We start from the raw sequence: 18,766 nt of genomic DNA on the forward strand, positions 1-18,766 counted from the left end.
CCTCCCCGTAGGGATAAAAGCAGCGGTTCATGGTGTTGATCCAGAGGCTGTGGAAGAAGCTAGTGATTGTAGTGTCGGCTTATCTTGCGCACGTTTATTGCTTTTATCAGTTGCGGCAATAATTTGCCGCTTCATGTGGATATTAAAGCTTATGACAAATCAAGCCGATACCCACTGACCTGCCCGAAGAGGCGCGTGCGCTGCGCGTTGCTTTTAGGCTTTATCTAATGCACCCACTCAAGTGAATGGCCATGAAAAATTATTTAAGACTGATCATTGAAATCGTCATGGGTCTGCTGCTCGCAGGCGCTTTGGCGTTCGGCTACTGGAGCTACACCGGTAAAAACCACGTCATGAGCGAGCTGACAGAAGCCAGCGAAGGCGCAACCGAAGCGCAAGAAGAACTTGAAAAGCTGACCAAGGAATTGGAAGAAGCCAAAGAGAAGCTCGAAGAAGCTGAGCCCGCCGCCCAACAAATGATGGCGGTCAAAGAGTCCTTCAGCAATGGCGTGGTCTTGCAAGACTACGAAGCGTTCATCAAGGCCCAAAAGGGCCCAGTGACCAGCGAACGCCAATTGGGCTTGGGCGCTTTGCGCTTGTTGACCAAAGGCGCTGAAGACCCAGAGACCATCAGCGCTTTTCAAAAGGCGTTGGAGATGGCCGAGTGGTCGTCACGCTTGAAGTCGATTTGTGCTGCTCAAAACGCCTTGGCTGCAGCCGGTCAAAAAGTCAAAGTGTTGGCTGACTGTGCTGCCGAGAAAGAAGCCAAGGGCCACAAAAAAGGCCATGCCGTCCATTGGGACTACGCGGGCGAGATGGGCCCAGAGAACTGGGGCGATGAGTTCCCCACGTGCGGCAAAGGCACTAAGCAATCGCCTTTGAACATCACCGGTCCTTTCGAGAAATCGAAAGACGTGTTGGTGGTCAACTACAAAGAAGGCCCGCTGAAAATCTTGAACAACGGCCACACCATCCAAGTGAACGTGGAGCCAGGCAGCACCTTGAAGATCAACAAGGATGTGTACAACCTGTTGCAATTCCACTTCCACCGTCCTAGCGAAGAACAAATTGACGGCAAGCCCATGGCCATGGTGGCGCACTTTGTGCACAAAAACGCCGAAGGCAAGTTGGCTGTGTTGGGCGTGTTGCTCAACGATGGCAAAGACAACGCTGCCATCCAAACTTTGTGGAACAACGCACCCAAGGCAGAAGGCCCAGAGGTGGTGGTGGATAAGGTCAAGTTTGACCCCAGCAGCTTGGTACCTGCCGCTTTGACACACTACAGCTACGAAGGCTCGTTGACCACACCGCCTTGCACCGAAGGCGTCAACTTCTACATCTTGAAGACACCGGTGGACATCGGCAAAAAGCAAGTGGTGGACTTCCCCTTCAAGCGCAACGCACGTCCTGTGCAGCCTTTGAATGGCCGCAAGATCAACGCGAATTAATTTTCAAGACGCGTCAAGTCTTTGAAGAACGCCTGCTCTGTGTCACAGAGCAGGCGTTTTTTTATTAAGAAAGCTTGGGAGGTGGTGAGGGCAAGGTGTAGAGCAACGGCATGGCCACGGCCACCAACAGGAAAACCACCACCACAAAAATCAGCAGCAGCTTGAAGAACTCAGGTGAGTCGGGGAACTTTGGTTTGGGCGGCAGCGTATCTTCCACTCGGATGGGTGGCAGTTGAACCCCTAAGCCATCGCCGGCTGCGCGCGATCGAAACACATTCACCACAGGCATGCCATTGGCCTGTGTGCCGCTCAGTGTGGTGGCCACTTTGAGTGCGGCTTGCACCTTCAAATCCCGCGATGCGAATTGACCAGTGCCTCCGTCTTCCAGTTCACGTACCTGCGCTTCGGTCAGTCCGCACAAATGCGCGACACGGGCGTGGTCAAGCTTGCACATGGCGCGCAGGCGAAGCACGGCTTGGGGATCGATGAGGTCTGCGGTCATGTGCGTTTGAAGGGTTTTGTTTTATCGGTTTGATTTGTTTTTATACGCCTGAGAGCGTATAGACCTGACTGTTCTTTCTTATGACAATCTTGTCAGATTTCTCAATTCGCTAGCAACTTTTAATTTTAAATTTTCGATGAATTTTCAAAAAATCAAAGAAAGTGATGAGGTTGAGTTGCCGCTCTTGCTGAAAAACCGCCTCATCAGCTTGGTGGCGTACATCCAACAAAAGATTGAAGCATCCGAATTTGATGCGTTGAGCTTGGCCACCATCGCCAAAGACAACCGCATGACCATTCCTCAACTGATGGAGTTTGGTTTCACCAAATCCAATCTGGTGTGTCATGCCGTGGTGGCGCGCAACGAAGTCATGATTCAAACCTTGATGACGCAAGACCTCACCCACTTGGGCACCACCCTCATCGAGCAAGTAGAAGCGTATTTGCTGCAGATGTACCAATACGATTTACGTCAGCTGCCCTTTAAAACGGCTATCCAGACTTATGCGTGGACCTGGTCTGTGGTGGACGAGGAGCGCTTTACCAACCAAGCCATGAAGCTGATGACCCCTATTTACATCGCTTTGCACGCGAATGGCTTTGACCGAATTGACGCGCGTTGCCAGACCATCTGGGCGCTCTACCTCCGAGGCTTGCGTACAGCAGCTGTAGGCAAGGGCAGTGCCAAGGATTGTTTGGCAGCGGTGCGCGTATCTTTGAACTTAATGATTGAAAGCAAAAAATGAACGATAAAAACGACATGTCCAAAGAAAACAGCATCTTCATCGGTGAAGGTGTGGTGTTCACAGGGTCTATCAAAGCGCCGAATCAAGCCATCATTTCGGGGCAGTTCGATGGCGAGCTAGAGGCTCGCGATGTGCTGATTGGTACGTCAGGGGTTGTGACTGGAAAAACAACGGCCCAGTTTGTGGATGTCAAAGGCGAGTTGAATGACACCGTGACCAGCCGCGAGTTGCTCATCGTGCGCAGCACAGGCCGCGTGCGCGGCGCTGTGACGTATGGCGAAATTGAGATTGAGCGCGGTGGTCAGGTCAAAGGTGACATGACGCAGCGCTGAATCAAGGTTTAGATCAGCTTGAGGCGCTCTGAAGAGGGCACCACACGTGTCAGGCGAACACCGTAGCGGTCGTTCACCAACACGATTTCACCTTGGGCAACGACTGAGTTGTTCACCAGCAGGTCGAGGGGTTCGCCCGCAATGCGGTCAAGCTCGACCACGCTGCCTTGGGTGAGGCGCATCAAATCTTTGATCTTGATTTGCGCACGGCCCACTTCGATGGACAAGTTCACGACGATGTTTTGCAACACCTCGGGGTTGATGTTGCCCGGCATCGTGGGTTTGAAGTCTTCCAGGCTGGGTTCGGCATCGTCCTCGTGCACTGCCACTTCTTGATGAGGCGCGTGCTCGGCTTCAGCGGCAGCCACTTCGGCTTCGTCGTGTTCTGGGGTTGGGTTTTCTTTTTCGTCGGTCATGATGTATTCCTGTCTCAGAGTTTGCCGTGAACGTGTTCGTGGTCAATTTGTACGGCCACTTGCGAACCGCGTGTGCCCACATTGACGTGGAAGGCGGGAACGCCATCGGTGCTCATCAGCGCGGTGTCGTCTTTCTTGAAGAACAACAAATCGCCTTCTTGCAAATGGTTCAAGTGGTGCAGCGTGGTTTTGATTTCACCCATGGTGACTTGCAATTCCAACTTGGCATCACCCACCGCCGCAGCGAGGTCTTTGCGCCATTTTTTGTCTGACTCTTCGTTGCCTTCGCCACTTTGCACACGGCTGCTGAGCAGTTCGCGCACGGGCTTGAGGGTGGCGTAGGGGTAGACCAAGTCAATGAAGCCTTTGCCGCCGCTGGCGGTGGCGTCGGCTTCAAAGCGGCTCAAGACCACCAAGTCGTTTTCGTCAGCGATTTGTGCGAACTGAGGGTTGATCTCAGAGCTCACGTGTTCGCATTCGATGGGCATCAGCGGTCCCCACGCTTCGGTCAACGAGCGGAAGAACACTTCAAGAATGATCTTGATGATGCGTGTTTCAGTAGGGGTGAACAAACGGCTGGGGGGGAGTTCGCCCACGCCTTTGCCAAAGCCACCAAAGAAACTGTCGAGCGAGCTGAACACCACATTGGGGTCGATGATGATCACCGAGTTGCCGCGCAGTGGGTTCATGCGAACCATGTTCACCGACAGAGGCGCACGCAGACCTTTGAGGTAGTCACCGAACTTTAAGATTTGCACGCGCGTGGGGTTCACACGCGGGCTGGTTCGGAGCACTTCGAGCAAGCCAAGACGAAACAGACGGATGAAGCGCTCGTTGATCATGTCGATCGACGAGACGTTCACACCCAGGCTGCTGTCTTCGCTGGCGAGGTCGTGCTTGCGCACCCGCACGCTGCTGTTAAAGCCGGTGTCGGTTTCGATCGAACCGTCGCGCACGCCTTCCGACAGCGCGGCCAGTTCTTCGTCCGAGAGCAGGTTAGATTTCATGTGGGCTCAAAAGTTACTGCATCACAAAAGAGGTGAAGAACACGTCTTCAATGCCGCCGAAGTCTTCGTACTTCATGAGCATCTCGTTCATCACCACCTTGATCTTGGTGGCCAAGTCGACGCGGAAGTCGGGCTTGGCCACATCGGCTTCAGTGCTTTGACGCATCACGTCGAGCACCGCTGAGCGAATGGCAAATTCATGCTTCTTCACGTTGTCGAACACGCGTGAGTCGTAATGTGTCATCACGGCTACTTTCACGACCATGATTTTTTTCGAGCTCGTGATGTTGGTCATGAACTCTTTGTCGATTTCCAAATAGGTGTTTTCAAAGCGCGTGGCTTCGGCTTCCTTTTTGACTTTCGATGGGCCGTCTGGTGTTGCGCCATGCGCGTTTTCGGCGGCCTTCTCTAGTTCGTCCACTTTTTCGTGGGCGGCTGCTTCGCTCTTGTGCTCGAAGAAGCCAGAGAAATACAAGGTGCCGAACATCACCGACATGACCAAAATGATCACGGACAACACGATCACCAAAATCAAAAGAATAGGTTTCTTTTTCTTCGGTTCGCCTTCGACTACTTCTTCCGTCGGTTCTGCTGCTGCTTCTGCCATATCGTTCTCCTAATGTTCAGATTGTCATGCGTAATTTATGCATAGAGGTCAAGCAAGGACGCATTGGCCTTGTTGCGGGCCGAGGTCGCGCTAGAAGCGTCACCCGAGCCTTTGACTTGCGAAGATGAATTGTCTCTAACTTGAGAATGCTTAGCCGCATTGCCAGAGTTGTTGTGTTGGGCATTGCCGCCGCCTTGACCCACCTGCACTTGACCGGCGTTAATGCCAAAGTTACCAAGTGCTTCGCGCAGGCGCTGGCTGCTGTTTTGCAGCAAGTCACGTGTGAGTGGGTTGTCGGCACGGAACACGGCATCGAGCTTGCCGTCTTTCATTTCGAGTTGAATTTCTACGCCACCCAAGTTGGAGGGGCGCAGACCAAATTTCATCTTCCACTCGCCGTCGCTGAGTTGCTTGTGCATGCGTGCGGCCATTTCGGTGGCCATCTTGTCGCTGAGCTGGTCGTAGACCTCGCCCATGTTGGCGCTTGTGGCTTGTGCGGCGTTTGCAGGCACTGAGTTGGCGGCGTTTTGGGTGTTGTTCAGGGCTTGTGAAAAACTGCTGAAGTGGTTGCCTTCGCCTTGCGAGGGGTGTTGGTCAGGGTTGCCTTCGCTGCCCGCGTCTTCTGAGAAACGAGACAAGAGGGCGCTGACATCTTGCTCATCCACGCCTGTGCCCAAGAGCGACAACATGTCGATCGTGCTGGGCATGGGCGTGTTGGTCACGGCAGTGTTGACGGGCAACACAGCGGCAGGCAAAACGGTGATTTGTAATTGTTCGATCGCCGCCATGTCAGTGGGCGTCAATCCTGGCATTGCGGGCGCAGCCAATGTGGTGGCTGCGGCGGCCAAGCCTGCACCCGATGCGACAACCGGGGTTTGTGCGGCAACGTCGGTCATGGCGGCCAGCTGTGCGGCCACTGCCGTGTCAGTGGTCGGTGCGCCATTGAGCATGGTGTTCATGGCTGCTTGCAAGGCATTGGGCACGCCAGCCGATGTGGTGCTGTGTGCGCCGCTCAGCACGGTGGCGGGTGTTGCAGGCTGTTGGCTCAATAAGTTTTGAATCTCTGACTCATCCAAGCCCATGGACTTGGCAAAGGCGGCCAAGCTCTCAGGGCTGGGTGCCTTTTGAGGGTCGGTGATGATGCGCATCTGCGGGCTCAGCTCAATGGTTTGCAATGAGACTGGGGCGGCAAGTGGTGCTGCCGCTTGCGCCTCAGGCACAGGCGTGACTGCGACGGGGGAGGCTGGGGTCACAGCGGTGGGTACGACAGCCGCAGGCACCACGGGCGCGCCCTGCATCAAGCTCTCTAACAAAGCGTCTGTGTCGGTCGGCTTGGTTTTGGTTGTTTTGTTGCGCGTGCGTGCGTGGGCGGTTGGCCCATCGGTGTCGTCGTCTGCTGGTGACGCCTCGTTGTCAGCGCGCGTTTCACGTGTGGCTCGCTCAGGGCGATCGGTGCTGTGCCTGTCTTCTACAGGGCGTGCATCTGATGTGTTTGCCGCGTCTTGTTCAGGGGCTTCGGGCACATCAGCGGCAAAAGTTTGCCGCTCTTGCGGCACCAACCGCGCCATCTGGCGTGCCATCACTTGTGCAAAGTCGAACCCCAAATGAGCACCCGCAGACGGGCCCACCCCAGTGCGCGTGCCTTGTGGCACCGCATGGCTGGGGTTGGTTGGCACCGACGGGGCCGGTGGCATTTGGAGATAACTGGACAGGTTCATGGTGGTCTTTAAACGAGTTTGCCAACGAGTTAAGCAAGAACCGTGACAGGTCAGTTCTTGCCGCTTTCGGCTGAGAGGCGCATCAGTGTCAGTTTGACTTGGCACATCGATTGCTTAATGAACATGCCCCGAAAGTTTTTTCAAGGCAAAAAGAAACCTAAACGTTCCACTTTCAACTGGATTCCCTCAATGAGCACTCTCACTCTGTCAACGATTCGACACAACTTGTCGAAATTTGACCTCTCCGGACTAAGTATTCCGGTGGTGGTGCTCGTCATCATGGCGATGCTGGTGTTGCCATTGCCCCCGTTGTTGTTGGACTTTTTGTTTACTTTCAACATTCTTTGCAGCTTGGTGGTGATCATGATCGCCATCGGCACCCGTAAGCCGCTCGAGTTTTCATCCTTCCCCACCGTCTTGTTGTTTGCCACCATGTTGCGCTTGGCGCTGAACGTGGCGTCCACCCGTGTGGTGCTGGTCAATGGCCACGAAGGCGCCCACGCTGCCGGCAAGGTGGTGCAGGCTTTCGGTGAGTTCGTGATCGCGGGTAACTATGTGGTGGGTTTCATCATCTTCGCGATCTTGATGATCATCAACTTTGTGGTGGTGACCAAAGGTGCAGGCCGCGTCTCTGAAGTGAACGCGCGTTTCACCTTGGACGCCATGCCCGGTAAACAAATGTCGATTGACGCTGACTTGAATGCTGGCGTGATCGACCAAGAAACTGCCAAAACACGCCGTGCCGAACTGGCCCAAGAATCTGACTTCTTCGGTTCCATGGACGGTGCTTCTAAATTCGTGAGCGGTGACGCCATGGCCGGCTTGTTGATTCTGTTGATCAACTTGATTGGTGGCTTGATCATCGGTGTGGCCCAGCATGATTTGCCAGTCGCTGAAGCCGGCAAGATCTACACCTTGCTCACCATTGGTGACGGCTTGGTCGCTCAAATTCCTTCTTTGCTGTTGTCGCTGGCCACCGCCATCATCGTGACCCGCGTGACGACCGCTGAATCTATTTCTGAACAGGCCTCTGTTCAGTTGGCCAACCCCACTGCCTTGTTCATCTCGGCTGTGATCTTGATCATCTTGGGCATGGTGCCCGGTATGCCGCACTTGATGTTCATTACCTTGGCTTTGGCTTCTGCTGGTCTGGGCTTGATGATCGTCACCCGCGAAGTGCAAGACGAACAAGCCGAACAAGCCGTCAAAGATGCCACGCCTACTGATGCACCGAAAGAACTCGACTGGGACGATGTGGACCAAGTCGACCTCATTGGTTTGGAAATTGGTTATGGCCTGATTCCTCTGGTCAACGCCGAAACCGGCGGTGAACTGATGACCCGCGTCAAAGGCGTGCGTAAAAAACTCTCTGCCGAGTTGGGCTTCTTGGTCCAGCCCGTGCGTATCCGTGATGACTTGAACATCGACCCAGACGCTTACAACATCGTGCTCAAAGGCGTGGTGCGCGGCAAAGGCGAAGTCAAAGTCGGTCGCGAATTGGCCATCAACCCCGGTCATGTGTACGGTCAGTTGGAAGGCATTGCCACCCGCGAACCCGCATTCGGTTTGGAAGCCGTGTGGATCGAACCTTCTCAACGCGACCAAGCCCGTACCCTCGGCTATACCGTGGTCGATGCTGCCACCGCTATTTCGACCCACCTCAACAAAGTGCTGCGCGAAAACGCCTCCGACATGTTGAGCCACGACGAAACCCAACAGTTGCTCGACAAATTGGCTGCCAAGTCGCCCAAGATCGTGGAAGACTTGGTGCCCGGCAAGTTGTCACTCGGCATCTTGACCCGTACGTTGCAAAACTTGTTGGCCGAGTCAGTGTCCATTCGCGACATGCGCACGATTGCTGAAGCGTTGACTGAGGCCAGCACCCGCACACAAGACCCAGAACAACTCACCGCCATGGTTCGCCCCAAGCTCGGCCGCATGATCATGCAAAGCCTGATTGACGGCGACAACGGTTTGCAAGTCATGACACTCGAGCCATCGTTGGAGCAGTTGTTGCACAACGTGTTGCAACAAAGCCAACCCGGCCAAGCCGTGGTGATGGAGCCGGGCTTGTCAGAAAACCTATTTGCCGGTTTGCGCGAAGGCGCACGTACCGTAGAAGAAATGGGTCACCCCGCTGTGTTGGTGGTGTCCCCCGTGATTCGTGGTTGGTTGTCCAAAGCCGCACGATTCCGCGTGAACGATTTGACTGTGCTGTCTTACAGCGAAATTCCGGACGATCAGGCCGTCAAAGTGATCCACACCGTGGATGCCAAAGCCCGATAAACCGAAAACCTATAACAAAGACAGAGTGAGCTGACCCTATGGAACTCAAACGCATCCTTGCCCGCGACATCCGCGCTGCCAACGAAAAGGCCGTGGCCCAATACGGCTCCGACGTGCTCGTCATTTCGAGCAGCCAAGTCAATGGTTTGACCGAGCTGATCGTGGCGGTTGATCTGGCCCCGATGACCACAGAGGAAGCCGATCCGTTTTTGAAAACACAGTTCGCTTCGTCAGCCAAGCCCACAGGCAAGTTTGATGTGTTGCTGGGACAGACACTGGACCAAAACAAACGCGATGCACGCGAGCGCCAAGCCACCAAAGTGGCCAAGCCCATCGTGGAAATGGCCGCAAAGCCTGCCGCACCCAAGGCCAAGCCCGCAGTCAAAGTGGCTGCCCAACCGGTGGACGAATCGGCCAAGCGCGCCGCTGAAGAACACGACACCTTGCGTGGCCGCGAAATCGTGGCGCTGGTGCGTGAAGAACTCAACTCCCTGCGCCGTGAATTCAAACTCGGTCAACAAATGGCCGCTTGGCAACACGGTGGCATGGCTTTGCCCGCTGCCATCGCACCTTTGCGCGACGCCTTGAACGACGCGCCCATTCCTGTGGCCTTGCGTGCCTTGCTGATTGACAGCATCAAAGACCACGACAACATGGCCGATGCCATGGGCGCTTTGAGTCGCCAGCTCGGCCACTCGGTCGAACAGGCGCAAGCCCAGACACCTGTGTCAGGCATCCATGCCTTGGCTGGCCCCTCTGGTGCTGGCAAGTCGATGATGGTGGCGCGTTTGGCACAACATGCCGCGCAACAACACGGCAGCGAAAAAATCATGGTCATCAGCTTCCAAGACCAGCGTGCTGGCGCTTGGAACCAAACCCAATTGCTGTGCGCGCAGTCAGGCGTGGATTCATTCCGCGCCACCAATGCCGCCACTTTGAAACTCTTGCTCGACGAGCACACCGACCGCCAATTCATCTTGATTGACACCCCCGGCGTGCAAATGAACGAGCGCTTGGCCGAGATTCGCGCCATGAACCTGAATGTGCAATGCCACGCTGTCATTCCAGCAGACGCATCGGCTGCCAACATCCGCCGCGTGTTTGACAACACCGACAACGTGTGGGCATCCTTGATGCTGAGCAAGCTCGACGAGTCCAACCAACCGTGGGCCTTGTTGCAGTTCTTGACCGACAAGTCGCTGAGCGTGTCTGTGGCCAGCCATGGCGAGCGCACCGTCGATTTGGTGCAAGACGTGTCATTGGTTGGTTTGGTGCAATGTGCCCTCGACAACTTGCCCTTGCCAGAAACCGAAGAACAAGCGCAGCAAAATGCACGCGATGCAGCCGTCAACGAACTGGCTGTGTCCAAACTGTCGCAAATCGCGGCCAAATTCAAAACCGAAACCACAGGCTTGACCCATGAGTAAACCTCGCAAAACAGAAGTCATCGGCGTTGCCAGCGGCAAGGGTGGCGTTGGTAAAACCACGACCTCCATCAACTTGGCGGTGGCACTCACGCAGCTGGGTCACAGCGTCATGTTGTTTGATGCTGACCTCGGTTTGGCCAACGCACAAATTGCACTTGGCGCGCGCGCTGAATACAACTTGGGTCACTTTTTGGCCGGTCAAAAAACGCTGCAAGAAATTCTCATCACCACCCGTCAAGGCGTGAAGCTCATTCCTGGTGCCTCGGGCATGCAAGAGTTGGCAGGTCTGAGCGACATCCAAGCGGCCAGCATCGTGCAGTCGTTTGGTGTGTTGGCGGATGATGTCGACTATTTGATCGTCGACGTAGCAGCCGGTATTTCACCTTCTGTGTTGTCGTTTTTGGCCGCTTGCCAACGCCGCTTCATCGTGGTGAAAGACGATCCGTCGTCGATTGCCGATGCCTACGGCACCATCAAGATCTTGAGCAAAGAGATGGGCTTGGACGAAATCTATCTCTTGCCCAACATGGTCAAGAGCCAGTCCGAAGGCTGGAAACTTTATAAAAAACTCAACGACGTCTGTGTGCGTTTCTTGGGCGAGTCGGTGCACTACCTCACCTCGATCGAAGAAGACGAGATGGTGTTGCGCGCACTCAAAAAATACCAGTCGGTGATGGAACTCGCCCCTGGCACAGCTGCCGCGCGTGACTACATGCGTTTGGCAGAAGCATGCACGCACTTGCGTCCGATTGACCACCCTTCGGGCGGTCTGCAATTCTTCATGGAGCGACTGATGCAAAACAGTTCGTCTGACACATGAGAGCACTTTCACCCGTACAGATGTACGACTCCTGCAAGCCCAAAGGCGAAGATTTGGTCATGGCCCATCTGGGTCTGGTCAAACGCGTTGCCTTGCACTTGAAGGCGCGTATCCCCGCATTCATGGAGCTCGACGAGCTGATTCAAGTGGGCATGATTGGCCTGCTCGAAGCCTCGCGTGCGTTTGATCCTGTCAAAGGCATCGAGTTTGAAAACTTCGCCCACAGCCGTGTGCGCGGTGCCATGTTGGACGAGGTGCGACGCTTGTCGTTTTTACCTCGTTCTGCGGTGGCGTTCAACAAAGAACACAACACCACGGTGCACGCTTTGGCCGCTGAGTTGGGTCGCACGCCCACGCAAGCTGAAATTGCCGAGTACATGGGCAAAGATCTGGAAGAGTTCCACAAAGAACGCGGCAAAGCCAAGCGCTTTGAAACCTATTCCATGGAAGTGGTCACCGAAGAAGTGATGACGATTGCAGACGACAGCTCTCAGCAGCCAGATGTGATCGTTGAAGAAGCCCAATTCATGGACGCCGTGACCGACGCCATCGCTCAGCTGCCTGAGCGCGAGCAGCTGGTCATGCAGCTCTACTACGTGGAAGAGTTCAACCTCAAAGAGATTGGCGAAACCTTGGGCGTGAGCGAGTCTCGCGTGAGCCAGATCTTGTCCTCTGTGGTCAAAAAATTACGCGGCACCTTGAAAGTAGAAACGGCGTCTGAGACTGAGAAGGCCGAGACAAGGAGACGCGCATGAGTAACTTCATGATGAACATGATCTCGTGGATCTTGTTGCTTCTGGTCATCTTGACGCTGTACCTCATCGACAAGATCAACCACTTGGCCAAGATGTACGAGGCGCCCAAACCAGAAACAGAACCTTCGTTGCCCGATTTCGGCGCAGAGATTCCTGGCGATTTGTTGTTCTCCGGTTTGGAGGGCAAGAAGCTTTGGGATGCCATGAATGGCAAACAAGTCGAGGGCTTTGATGCCACCTTGATCGAGGCCCTGCGCCCGCATTACGAACCGATTCTGCGTGAACACATCACGGCCAGTTTCAAAGACGGCATTGAAGACGCGTTGGGTGGCACCGAAAACCACATGCCCAGCTCGACCCGCAAAATTTCAACGGCGCGCGGTCACATCCAATCGTGGTTGCCACCGCAGCACTTGGGCAGCGTGTACCGCTCGGCCTTGGAGTTTGCAGGAAGCTACTGCGAAAACCCAGACCCCGAAGTGCTGTTGCGCCTGAAGCAAACCGTGGACAGCGTGGTGGACATGCTTTACCAACGCGTGGGCATCACCAATGAAGTGCCGTTCTCTGAATTTTTGTTTGAAGAAATGCCTGTGGCTCAGCCTGACCCTGCCAGTGACGACGCCATGTTGGCACTGACAGATGACTCGGGCTCGTCTGAGGTGTTGGGCGATGGCTTGCTCGAAAACAGCGATACACGCGAACCTACGCCAGAAGAGTTGGCGCAGGGACTTGAGCATGTGCAGGCCTATGAAGACCAACAGCGGCAAGAAGTTGCCGCTGAAACGGTCGAAGCCGTGATGCACCCCGACGCGTTGACGCATTCAGATGCCGCACCACTTGAAGCCAAGCCTGTTTGATCGGGTGTTTGTACAGATGTCGCTCAAGTTTGCCCAACCCCTTCCGATACTGCCTGTGTAAGCGAAGAAATACACAGGAGTTAATCAAATGCGAGCCAATTCACGAGCCATTCAAAGTTACGGCGATGTCAAAGTCAGCAGCGGCGTTGCCACGGCCAACAATGTGCAATTGATTCAAATGTTGTTTGACGGCTTGTTGGAGAGCTTGTCCACGGCACGTGGCCACATTCAGCACAAAAATATCAATGAAAAATCCAAAGCCATTGCACGTGCCAGCCGCATCGTGATTGGCCTGCAAGGTGCCTTGGATTTTGAAAAAGGCGGCGATCTGGCCAACAACCTCAATGAGTTGTACAGCTATGTGACCCGTCGTTTGTTCCACGCCAACGCCCACAACGATGTGGCCGTGTTGGATGAGATTCACGGTTTGATGCGCGAGATTCGCGATGCTTGGGAAGGCGTGCCTTCCTTGGTGCCCGCGACCAACCGACCTGCTGGCATGATGAACTGATCGCGGTTTTCTTCTTTTTAGAAGTTTTTCGTTATTTATCAGTTAATCTTGCAGGTTGTTCGGGACAATTTTTAGGCGCATCCAAGTTTTCGACTTGGGTGCGCCAACCTGCTTGGGGAGAGTGTTAGATGTCAGCAATTATTGGTTTGGTCGTTCTGTTCATTTGCGTGTTCGGCGGTTTCGTGATCGCCGGCGGTAGCTTGGCGCCCATTATCAAAGCCACCCCATTCGAGATGTTCATTATTGGTGGTGCTGGCGTTGGCGGCATGATCACCGGTAACTCTGGCGCGATTTTCAAAGGCGCTTGGGGCGGTATGGGCCGTGTGATCAAAGGCCCCAAGTACCACAAGGAAGACTACATCGGCATCATCGCCGTGATCTCCAAGTTGATGAAAACACTCAAGGCCGAGGGTGCCGTGGCGATGGAATCGCACGTCGAGAACCCCGAGGCCAGTGCCATTTTTGGCGAATGCCCCAAGATGCTGCACGACCACGGTTTGGTCGGCTTGATTTGCGACACCATCCGTTTGATGGTGGTGTCTTCAGGCACCTTGAGCCCTTATGCGGTGGAAGACGTGATGACCACGTCTATCAAACACCATCACCACAGCGAAATGCAAAATGCCGATGCCATTGCCACCCTCGCTGGCGCTTTGCCCGCGCTGGGTATCGTGGCCTGCGTGTTGGGTGTGGTGAAGACCATGGGCGCGATTGACCAACCCCCTCCTGTGCTGGGTGCCTTGATTGGTGGCGCGTTGGTGGGTACGTTCTTGGGCGTGTTCTTGGCTTACGGTATTTTCGAGCCCTTCGGCAGCCGCTTGAAGCAGATCATTGACGAAGACGGCGAAGCCCTCAAAGTGGCGCAGCAAGTCATCATTGGCAACATGCATGGCTACCCCGTCCCCTTGATCATTGAAGCTGCACGCGTGTGTATCAACCACCACGCTCAGCCCACCTTCGGCGAACTCTTTGACGCGTTGAGGAAATAATGGCTGACGAAAAAGACGCGGCAGCCACGCCGGAAGACGCCGAAAAAGCAGCCCAAGAAGCCGCTGCCGCCGCTGCGGCTGCGGCTGAAGCTGCAAAAAAAGCAGCAGAAGAAGAGAAGGACGAGGCGCCTGCGCCCGTCATCATCATCAAAAAAATCATCGACGAGGGCCACGGCGGCGCTCACGGTGGTGCTTGGAAGATCGCGTTGGCCGACATGATGACGGCGATGATGGCGTTCTTCTTGTTGATGTGGCTCTTGGGCGCGTCCAACGAAGACCAGCGCAAAAGCATTGCCGACTACTTCAAACCCACCTCACAAAGCTTGGTGGCCATTGGCCAATTGGCGGGCTCCAACGGTGTGTTGGGTGGTCGCTCCATCATTGACCCCGATGGCTTTCCGTTTGCTGCCAAGCAAACGGCGCTGCTGGAACGTTTGACACCTCGTTCAGAAGGTGGCCCCAACCCCAGCACCGACCCTGGCCAAGAAAACAACAACCCCTACTCAGACCCAGACAAGCTGACGCCTGAGCAGAAGAAAGAAATTGCCGCTGCGCAAGAGAAAGCCGACTTTGACAAGCTCGAAAAAGAGATTGAGCAAAAGTTGTCTGAAAACAAAAAGCTCGGCGGCCTGAAAGACCAAGTGTCCGTCACGCGTGACAAACAAGGCCTTCGCATTGAGATCATCGACAAGGCTGACTTTGCGATGTTCCCCAGCGGCGGTATGAGCATGCAAGGCAAGGCCTCGAGTTTGATCAGCGAAATTGCGGCTTCATTGGCAGAAATGCCCAACAAGATTGCCATTCGCGGCCACACCGACAGCGTGCCTTTCAACAACAAAGAAGGCCGCAACAACTGGTCGCTCTCTGCTGAGCGTGCAGAAGTGACGCGCGCGCTGCTAGAAAAGAGCGGCATCAAAGAGAGCCGCTTTGCTCGAATTGAAGGTGTGGCTGATACCGATCCGTTCAACCCCAAAGACCCGCGTGATCCGCGTAACCGTCGTATGAGTATCACGGTGCTCTACAACGAACAAGACTAAGCACGGCTTAGACGCAAAAAAGGCAGCTCATTGAGCTGCCTTTTTTCTTGGGTGCCGTCAGAGACGTTAAGCCGCTGAACGCAAGTCGTACTTGTTGATCTTCTCAATCAGCGTCGTGCGCTGCAAATTGAGCAACTTGGCTGTGCGTGACACATTGCCCGAGTTGCGGGTGAGGGCCTGTTCAATGATGCTGCGCTCAATCTGGGCCATGCGCTCTTTGAGCGACAAGCCTTCGGGTGGCAAATGAGGCATGCCTTGGGCCAACATGATGATGCCCTCGATCTCGTTTTCCTCTTCCTCGGGCTGCTCGTTCATTTCGGCCAGCACTTCGGGGGGCGGTGTCATTTCCAGTTTGGCCAGCAGGGGGGCTTGTGCCTGAAGCTCGGCCTGTGCCGACACCAATCCCCTTGGCAGCAGGGTAGGGGGGATGGCGCGTAAATCCAGCTCTTGGCCTGCGTACAGCGTGCTGAAACGATCCACCAAGTTAGACAACTCGCGCACGTTGCCGGGCCAAGGGTATTTTTGCAGGGCCGTCATGAAGTCGGCCTTGAAGCGGATGGGTTGCTTGCCAAAGTTGACACATTTCTTGGCAAAGAATCCCAACAACTCGGCCACGTCATCGTTGCGTTCACGCAACGGTGGGGTCACCATGGGCAACACATTGAGGCGGTAATACAAGTCTTCGCGGAACCGACCAGCTGCAATTTCGGTTTCTAAATCTCGGTGGGTCGCAGCCACCACGCGCACATCCACCTGAACCTGGCGGGTGCCGCCAATCGGGTCCACGGTGCGCTCTTGCAGCACGCGCAGCAGTTTGACCTGCATGTCCAGCGACATGTCGCCAATTTCATCCAAGAAGATCGTGCCGCCATGGGCCAGCTCAAAGCGACCAATGCGATCGGCCACAGCGCCCGTGAATGCGCCTTTGCGGTGGCCAAACAGTTCGCTTTCTAACAAGTCTTTGGGAATGGCCGCGCAGTTGATGGGCACAAAGTTGGCACCGCAGCGGTCCGATTGCTCATGCAGCAGCCGAGCCAATAGCTCTTTGCCGGTGCCGCTTTCGCCCGTGATCATCACGGTGGCGTTGGAGTTGGCCATCGTTGCCACCAATTGGCGCAGCGTGGCCGCTGACTCGCTGGAGCCAATAAAGTTCGTCGTGGGTTTCATGTCAAAAATTCCTACACATGATTGTCGGTGACAACAAACATTTCACAAGACAGAAAAAGTATTCGTCTTTGAAAATGTTAAAGATGCCTTGATCGGTGCCGAATCTAGGGGGAGACCTCTCAAGGACACAGACATGAACCGCATCACACATTGGGCTATTGCAGCCTCTGCTCTTTTGTTGACCGCTTGCGCCAGCACACCACCGCCCATGCCTGCACAAGCACGCGTGGACGACAGCGCCAACATGATCACGCCGATGACCCAAAAACGCGAAACCTTGGTGGCGACGGGTTATGCGGTCATTAGTATTCAAAACCACCGCAACGCGGCTCAGCAACGTTTGCTAGCCATCCGTGCCTCCAAACTTGACGCTTACCGCGCTTTGACCGAGCAGGTCTATGGCCAGCAGCTCGATGCCAGCACCACCGTGGCTGAAATGACCGTGATGAGCGATACCTTCCGCGCCCGTGTGGAAGGTGTCATTTATGGCGCAGTGCTGGTCAGCATCACCCCCGTGGGTGACGACACCTATGAAACCACCATGTCGTTGGACCGCCACGTGGTCAACGATTTGCGTGCTTTGTACATCGCCAGTTTGAGCAACAAGCGCTAAGTACAGGCTTTTTAGAAAACATGGCCATGTGGACCTCTTCGCGCCGACGCCTGTGTATCGCCACCTTGCTGGCGTTGGTGGGTGTCAATTTTTCCGTCGGTGCAGCAGACCTGAGTGCGCAAGAGCGCCTCAATGCCATTCGCAGCGCCATGGTGGAAGCGGCCATGAAGTCCAACACCCGCGTGAGCGCCACGAGCTGGATGGAAAGCGATGGCAAGTTGCGCGAACTCAACCGCTTTTCGTCTGAAATCAAACTGCGCGATTTGCAGCTTGCCCAATACGTGCGTGACGCTGGGCAACAGCCTCAAGCAGAGCTGGCCGTTGCTCAGGTGGAAAGCGTTCAACCGGGACGCTGTGAAGCCCCACAAGCCAAAGCCCCCTTGCGTCACGTGATGACGGTGGGCATGGATCTGTCCACAGGCCTGGCACCAGCCCAGCGCTACCAAGCCCAACAAGTTGGTTTCGCGGCGCGGACGCGTCTGGTGCAAGCGGGCGCACGCGCCGAGCGTTGGCGTTTGATTCAAAGCCAATCGCCAGCCCGTACCTATGACCGCTTGATTCATGGCCATGGCGAAGAACATGTGCAATGGCATGCCCAACTCACGGTGACACCTGTGCCTTTTGCGGGCGTTTCTGACGACTACGCCGCGTTTGGTTTGAGTTTGTTGGTGAGTGGCCCCGGCCAGCGCCAAGGGTGGTTCACAGCTGAAGAAGTGGTGGTGCCAAGCTTGCCTACCCAAGCCCATGGCACGCCAAAAATGGACAACGACACCCACACCGCCATTGCGCGTGCTGTGGCGGCCATGGTGGCCAAGCTTGAAAAGCAGCTGGCGTGCGACCCACAAACTTTTGCGGTTCAGCAAAATGAGGGCCGATTGGCCCTCAACGCGGGAAGCCATTCTGGCTTGCGCGTGGGCGACCAACTGATGATTGCCGACCCCTCTGTGCTGCCCCGTCACACACTGGAGCCCGGCGCGCTTGACGCCGCCGTGTTGGCCGAAGTCAAATCAGTCACGCCCTATCAGGCCGAGCTCAAGCAAGTGGCTGGACGCAAACAAAAATTCAATGGGGCTTGGGTTGCTTGGCCTTACACGTATTAAAAGATCGACGGGAGAACCGACCATGAACACGCCTACGACCTCTCTTCGCACCTTGTTGTGTTGCCTTGCTGTGGCGACGCCCATGTGGGCATTCGCTGCGGGCCCCGCACCACGCAGCACCTACCAAGTGGTGTCGGGTGACACGCTGGACAAAGTGATTCGCAAAACCATGCCCGACAGTCCGTTGCGCGTGGAAATTTTGCGCAATGCGTTTGTGCAGCAAAACCCTCAAGCCTTCACCAAATCACCTCCCCGTGCCTTGATGGCCGGCGCTGTCTTGAACGTGCCCAACCACGATGACTTGCTGCGCAGCTACACGGTGCCAGGCCAAGCCCCGGGTAACAGCGGCATGAGCCGTGGCGGTGGTTATTCGACCGCTGACATGAACATGAGCGAGCGCAAAAACTGGGTGCGCTTCCCGTAAAGGGT

General features: G+C 55.3%; 20 protein-coding genes. 14 read left to right on the forward strand and 6 right to left on the reverse strand.

All coding sequences use genetic code 11. The features are described from left to right. Positions 1 to 251: 251 nt before the first annotated feature. Complete coding sequence (locus B9Z44_RS09520; protein ID WP_170108489.1) at positions 252 to 1,448, forward strand: carbonic anhydrase; 1,197 nt, start codon at positions 252 to 254, stop codon at positions 1,446 to 1,448. Positions 1,449 to 1,512: 64 nt separating this feature from the next. On the opposite strand, the gene B9Z44_RS09525 is transcribed toward B9Z44_RS09520, so the two are convergent. Further along, positions 1,513 to 1,950, reverse strand: coding sequence for a helix-turn-helix domain-containing protein (locus tag B9Z44_RS09525; RefSeq protein WP_108402301.1), 438 nt, complete (start codon positions 1,948 to 1,950; stop codon positions 1,513 to 1,515). Between the two features lie 136 nt (positions 1,951 to 2,086). Here B9Z44_RS09525 and B9Z44_RS09530 point away from each other — a divergent pair, with 136 nt between their 5' ends. Both B9Z44_RS09530 and B9Z44_RS09535 read left to right on the forward strand, forming a co-directional pair. Next, the gene (locus B9Z44_RS09530) at positions 2,087 to 2,695 is read left to right on the forward strand and encodes a hypothetical protein (RefSeq protein WP_108359734.1); all 609 of its coding nucleotides are present in this window, start codon (positions 2,087 to 2,089) and stop codon (positions 2,693 to 2,695) included. After that, the gene (locus tag B9Z44_RS09535) at positions 2,692 to 3,027 is read left to right on the forward strand and encodes a bactofilin family protein (protein WP_108359733.1); all 336 of its coding nucleotides are present in this window, start codon (positions 2,692 to 2,694) and stop codon (positions 3,025 to 3,027) included. The genes B9Z44_RS09530 and B9Z44_RS09535 overlap by 4 nt, the downstream gene beginning before the upstream one ends. An 8-nt stretch (positions 3,028 to 3,035) precedes the next feature. On the opposite strand, the gene fliN is transcribed toward B9Z44_RS09535, so the two are convergent. The 4 genes from fliN to B9Z44_RS09555 are packed head-to-tail and all read right to left on the reverse strand — an operon-like array spanning position 3,036 to position 6,775. After that, the gene (fliN, locus tag B9Z44_RS09540) at positions 3,036 to 3,443 is read right to left on the reverse strand and encodes a flagellar motor switch protein FliN (RefSeq protein ID WP_233246928.1); all 408 of its coding nucleotides are present in this window, start codon (positions 3,441 to 3,443) and stop codon (positions 3,036 to 3,038) included. A 14-nt stretch (positions 3,444 to 3,457) separates the two neighbouring features. Then, positions 3,458 to 4,450: a flagellar motor switch protein FliM gene (gene fliM / locus B9Z44_RS09545; protein WP_108359732.1), complete on the reverse strand. Its 993-nt coding sequence runs from the start codon at positions 4,448 to 4,450 to the stop codon at positions 3,458 to 3,460. Between the two features lie 13 nt (positions 4,451 to 4,463). Then, the gene (locus tag B9Z44_RS09550) at positions 4,464 to 5,057 is read right to left on the reverse strand and encodes a flagellar basal body-associated FliL family protein (protein ID WP_108359731.1); all 594 of its coding nucleotides are present in this window, start codon (positions 5,055 to 5,057) and stop codon (positions 4,464 to 4,466) included. A gap of 35 nt (positions 5,058 to 5,092) precedes the next feature. After that, positions 5,093 to 6,775: a flagellar hook-length control protein FliK gene (locus B9Z44_RS09555; protein ID WP_108402302.1), complete on the reverse strand. Its 1,683-nt coding sequence runs from the start codon at positions 6,773 to 6,775 to the stop codon at positions 5,093 to 5,095. 189 nt (positions 6,776 to 6,964) lie between these two features. Here B9Z44_RS09555 and flhA point away from each other — a divergent pair, with 189 nt between their 5' ends. The 8 genes from flhA to B9Z44_RS09595 all read left to right on the forward strand — a co-directional run bounded on the left by flhA (position 6,965) and on the right by B9Z44_RS09595 (position 15,457). Beyond that, positions 6,965 to 9,061, forward strand: coding sequence for a flagellar biosynthesis protein FlhA (gene flhA, locus B9Z44_RS09560; protein WP_108359887.1), 2,097 nt, complete (start codon positions 6,965 to 6,967; stop codon positions 9,059 to 9,061). Positions 9,062 to 9,099: 38 nt separating this feature from the next. After that, positions 9,100 to 10,488: a hypothetical protein gene (locus B9Z44_RS09565; RefSeq protein ID WP_108359729.1), complete on the forward strand. Its 1,389-nt coding sequence runs from the start codon at positions 9,100 to 9,102 to the stop codon at positions 10,486 to 10,488. Next, complete coding sequence (locus B9Z44_RS09570; protein WP_108359728.1) at positions 10,481 to 11,308, forward strand: MinD/ParA family protein; 828 nt, start codon at positions 10,481 to 10,483, stop codon at positions 11,306 to 11,308. The genes B9Z44_RS09565 and B9Z44_RS09570 overlap by 8 nt, the downstream gene beginning before the upstream one ends. After that, positions 11,305 to 12,063, forward strand: coding sequence for an RNA polymerase sigma factor FliA (gene fliA, locus B9Z44_RS09575; protein WP_108359727.1), 759 nt, complete (start codon positions 11,305 to 11,307; stop codon positions 12,061 to 12,063). Before B9Z44_RS09570 ends, fliA begins: the two co-directional genes overlap by 4 nt. Next, a complete protein-coding gene (locus B9Z44_RS09580) occupies positions 12,060 to 12,920 on the forward strand; it encodes a hypothetical protein (RefSeq protein ID WP_108359726.1) in 861 nt (286 codons plus the stop codon). The genes fliA and B9Z44_RS09580 overlap by 4 nt, the downstream gene beginning before the upstream one ends. Before the next feature lie 88 nt (positions 12,921 to 13,008). Next, complete coding sequence (gene fliS, locus B9Z44_RS09585; RefSeq protein ID WP_108359725.1) at positions 13,009 to 13,431, forward strand: flagellar export chaperone FliS; 423 nt, start codon at positions 13,009 to 13,011, stop codon at positions 13,429 to 13,431. A gap of 128 nt (positions 13,432 to 13,559) precedes the next feature. Beyond that, positions 13,560 to 14,420: a flagellar motor stator protein MotA gene (gene motA, locus B9Z44_RS09590; RefSeq protein WP_108359724.1), complete on the forward strand. Its 861-nt coding sequence runs from the start codon at positions 13,560 to 13,562 to the stop codon at positions 14,418 to 14,420. After that, positions 14,420 to 15,457 carry a flagellar motor protein MotB gene (locus B9Z44_RS09595; RefSeq protein WP_108359723.1) on the forward strand — a complete coding sequence of 346 codons (1,038 nt, stop codon included), beginning with the start codon at positions 14,420 to 14,422 and terminating at the stop codon, positions 15,455 to 15,457. Before motA ends, B9Z44_RS09595 begins: the two co-directional genes overlap by 1 nt. 66 nt (positions 15,458 to 15,523) lie before the next feature. Here B9Z44_RS09595 and B9Z44_RS09600 read toward each other — a convergent pair whose 3' ends face one another. Next, positions 15,524 to 16,624, reverse strand: a complete 1,101-nt coding sequence (locus B9Z44_RS09600) for a sigma-54 interaction domain-containing protein (RefSeq protein ID WP_108359722.1) — start codon at positions 16,622 to 16,624, stop codon at positions 15,524 to 15,526. A 133-nt stretch (positions 16,625 to 16,757) separates the two neighbouring features. Between B9Z44_RS09600 and B9Z44_RS09605 the strand changes: the two genes are divergently transcribed. Genes B9Z44_RS09605 through B9Z44_RS09615 form a run of 3 tightly spaced genes read left to right on the forward strand, consistent with a single transcriptional unit; the run spans position 16,758 to position 18,761 of the window. After that, a complete protein-coding gene (locus tag B9Z44_RS09605; RefSeq protein WP_108402303.1) occupies positions 16,758 to 17,237 on the forward strand; it encodes an LPP20 family lipoprotein in 480 nt (159 codons plus the stop codon). A gap of 26 nt (positions 17,238 to 17,263) precedes the next feature. Further along, positions 17,264 to 18,337 (forward strand): hypothetical protein, encoded by a 1,074-nt coding sequence (locus B9Z44_RS09610; protein ID WP_146180609.1) that lies wholly within the window; start codon positions 17,264 to 17,266, stop codon positions 18,335 to 18,337. 22 nt (positions 18,338 to 18,359) lie between these two features. Then, complete coding sequence (locus B9Z44_RS09615; RefSeq protein WP_146179057.1) at positions 18,360 to 18,761, forward strand: type IV pilus assembly protein FimV; 402 nt, start codon at positions 18,360 to 18,362, stop codon at positions 18,759 to 18,761. Positions 18,762 to 18,766: the final 5 nt, after the last annotated feature.

The sequence above is a fragment of the Limnohabitans curvus genome (assembly GCF_003063475.1).
Taxonomy (GTDB): domain Bacteria; phylum Pseudomonadota; class Gammaproteobacteria; order Burkholderiales; family Burkholderiaceae_C; genus Limnohabitans; species Limnohabitans curvus.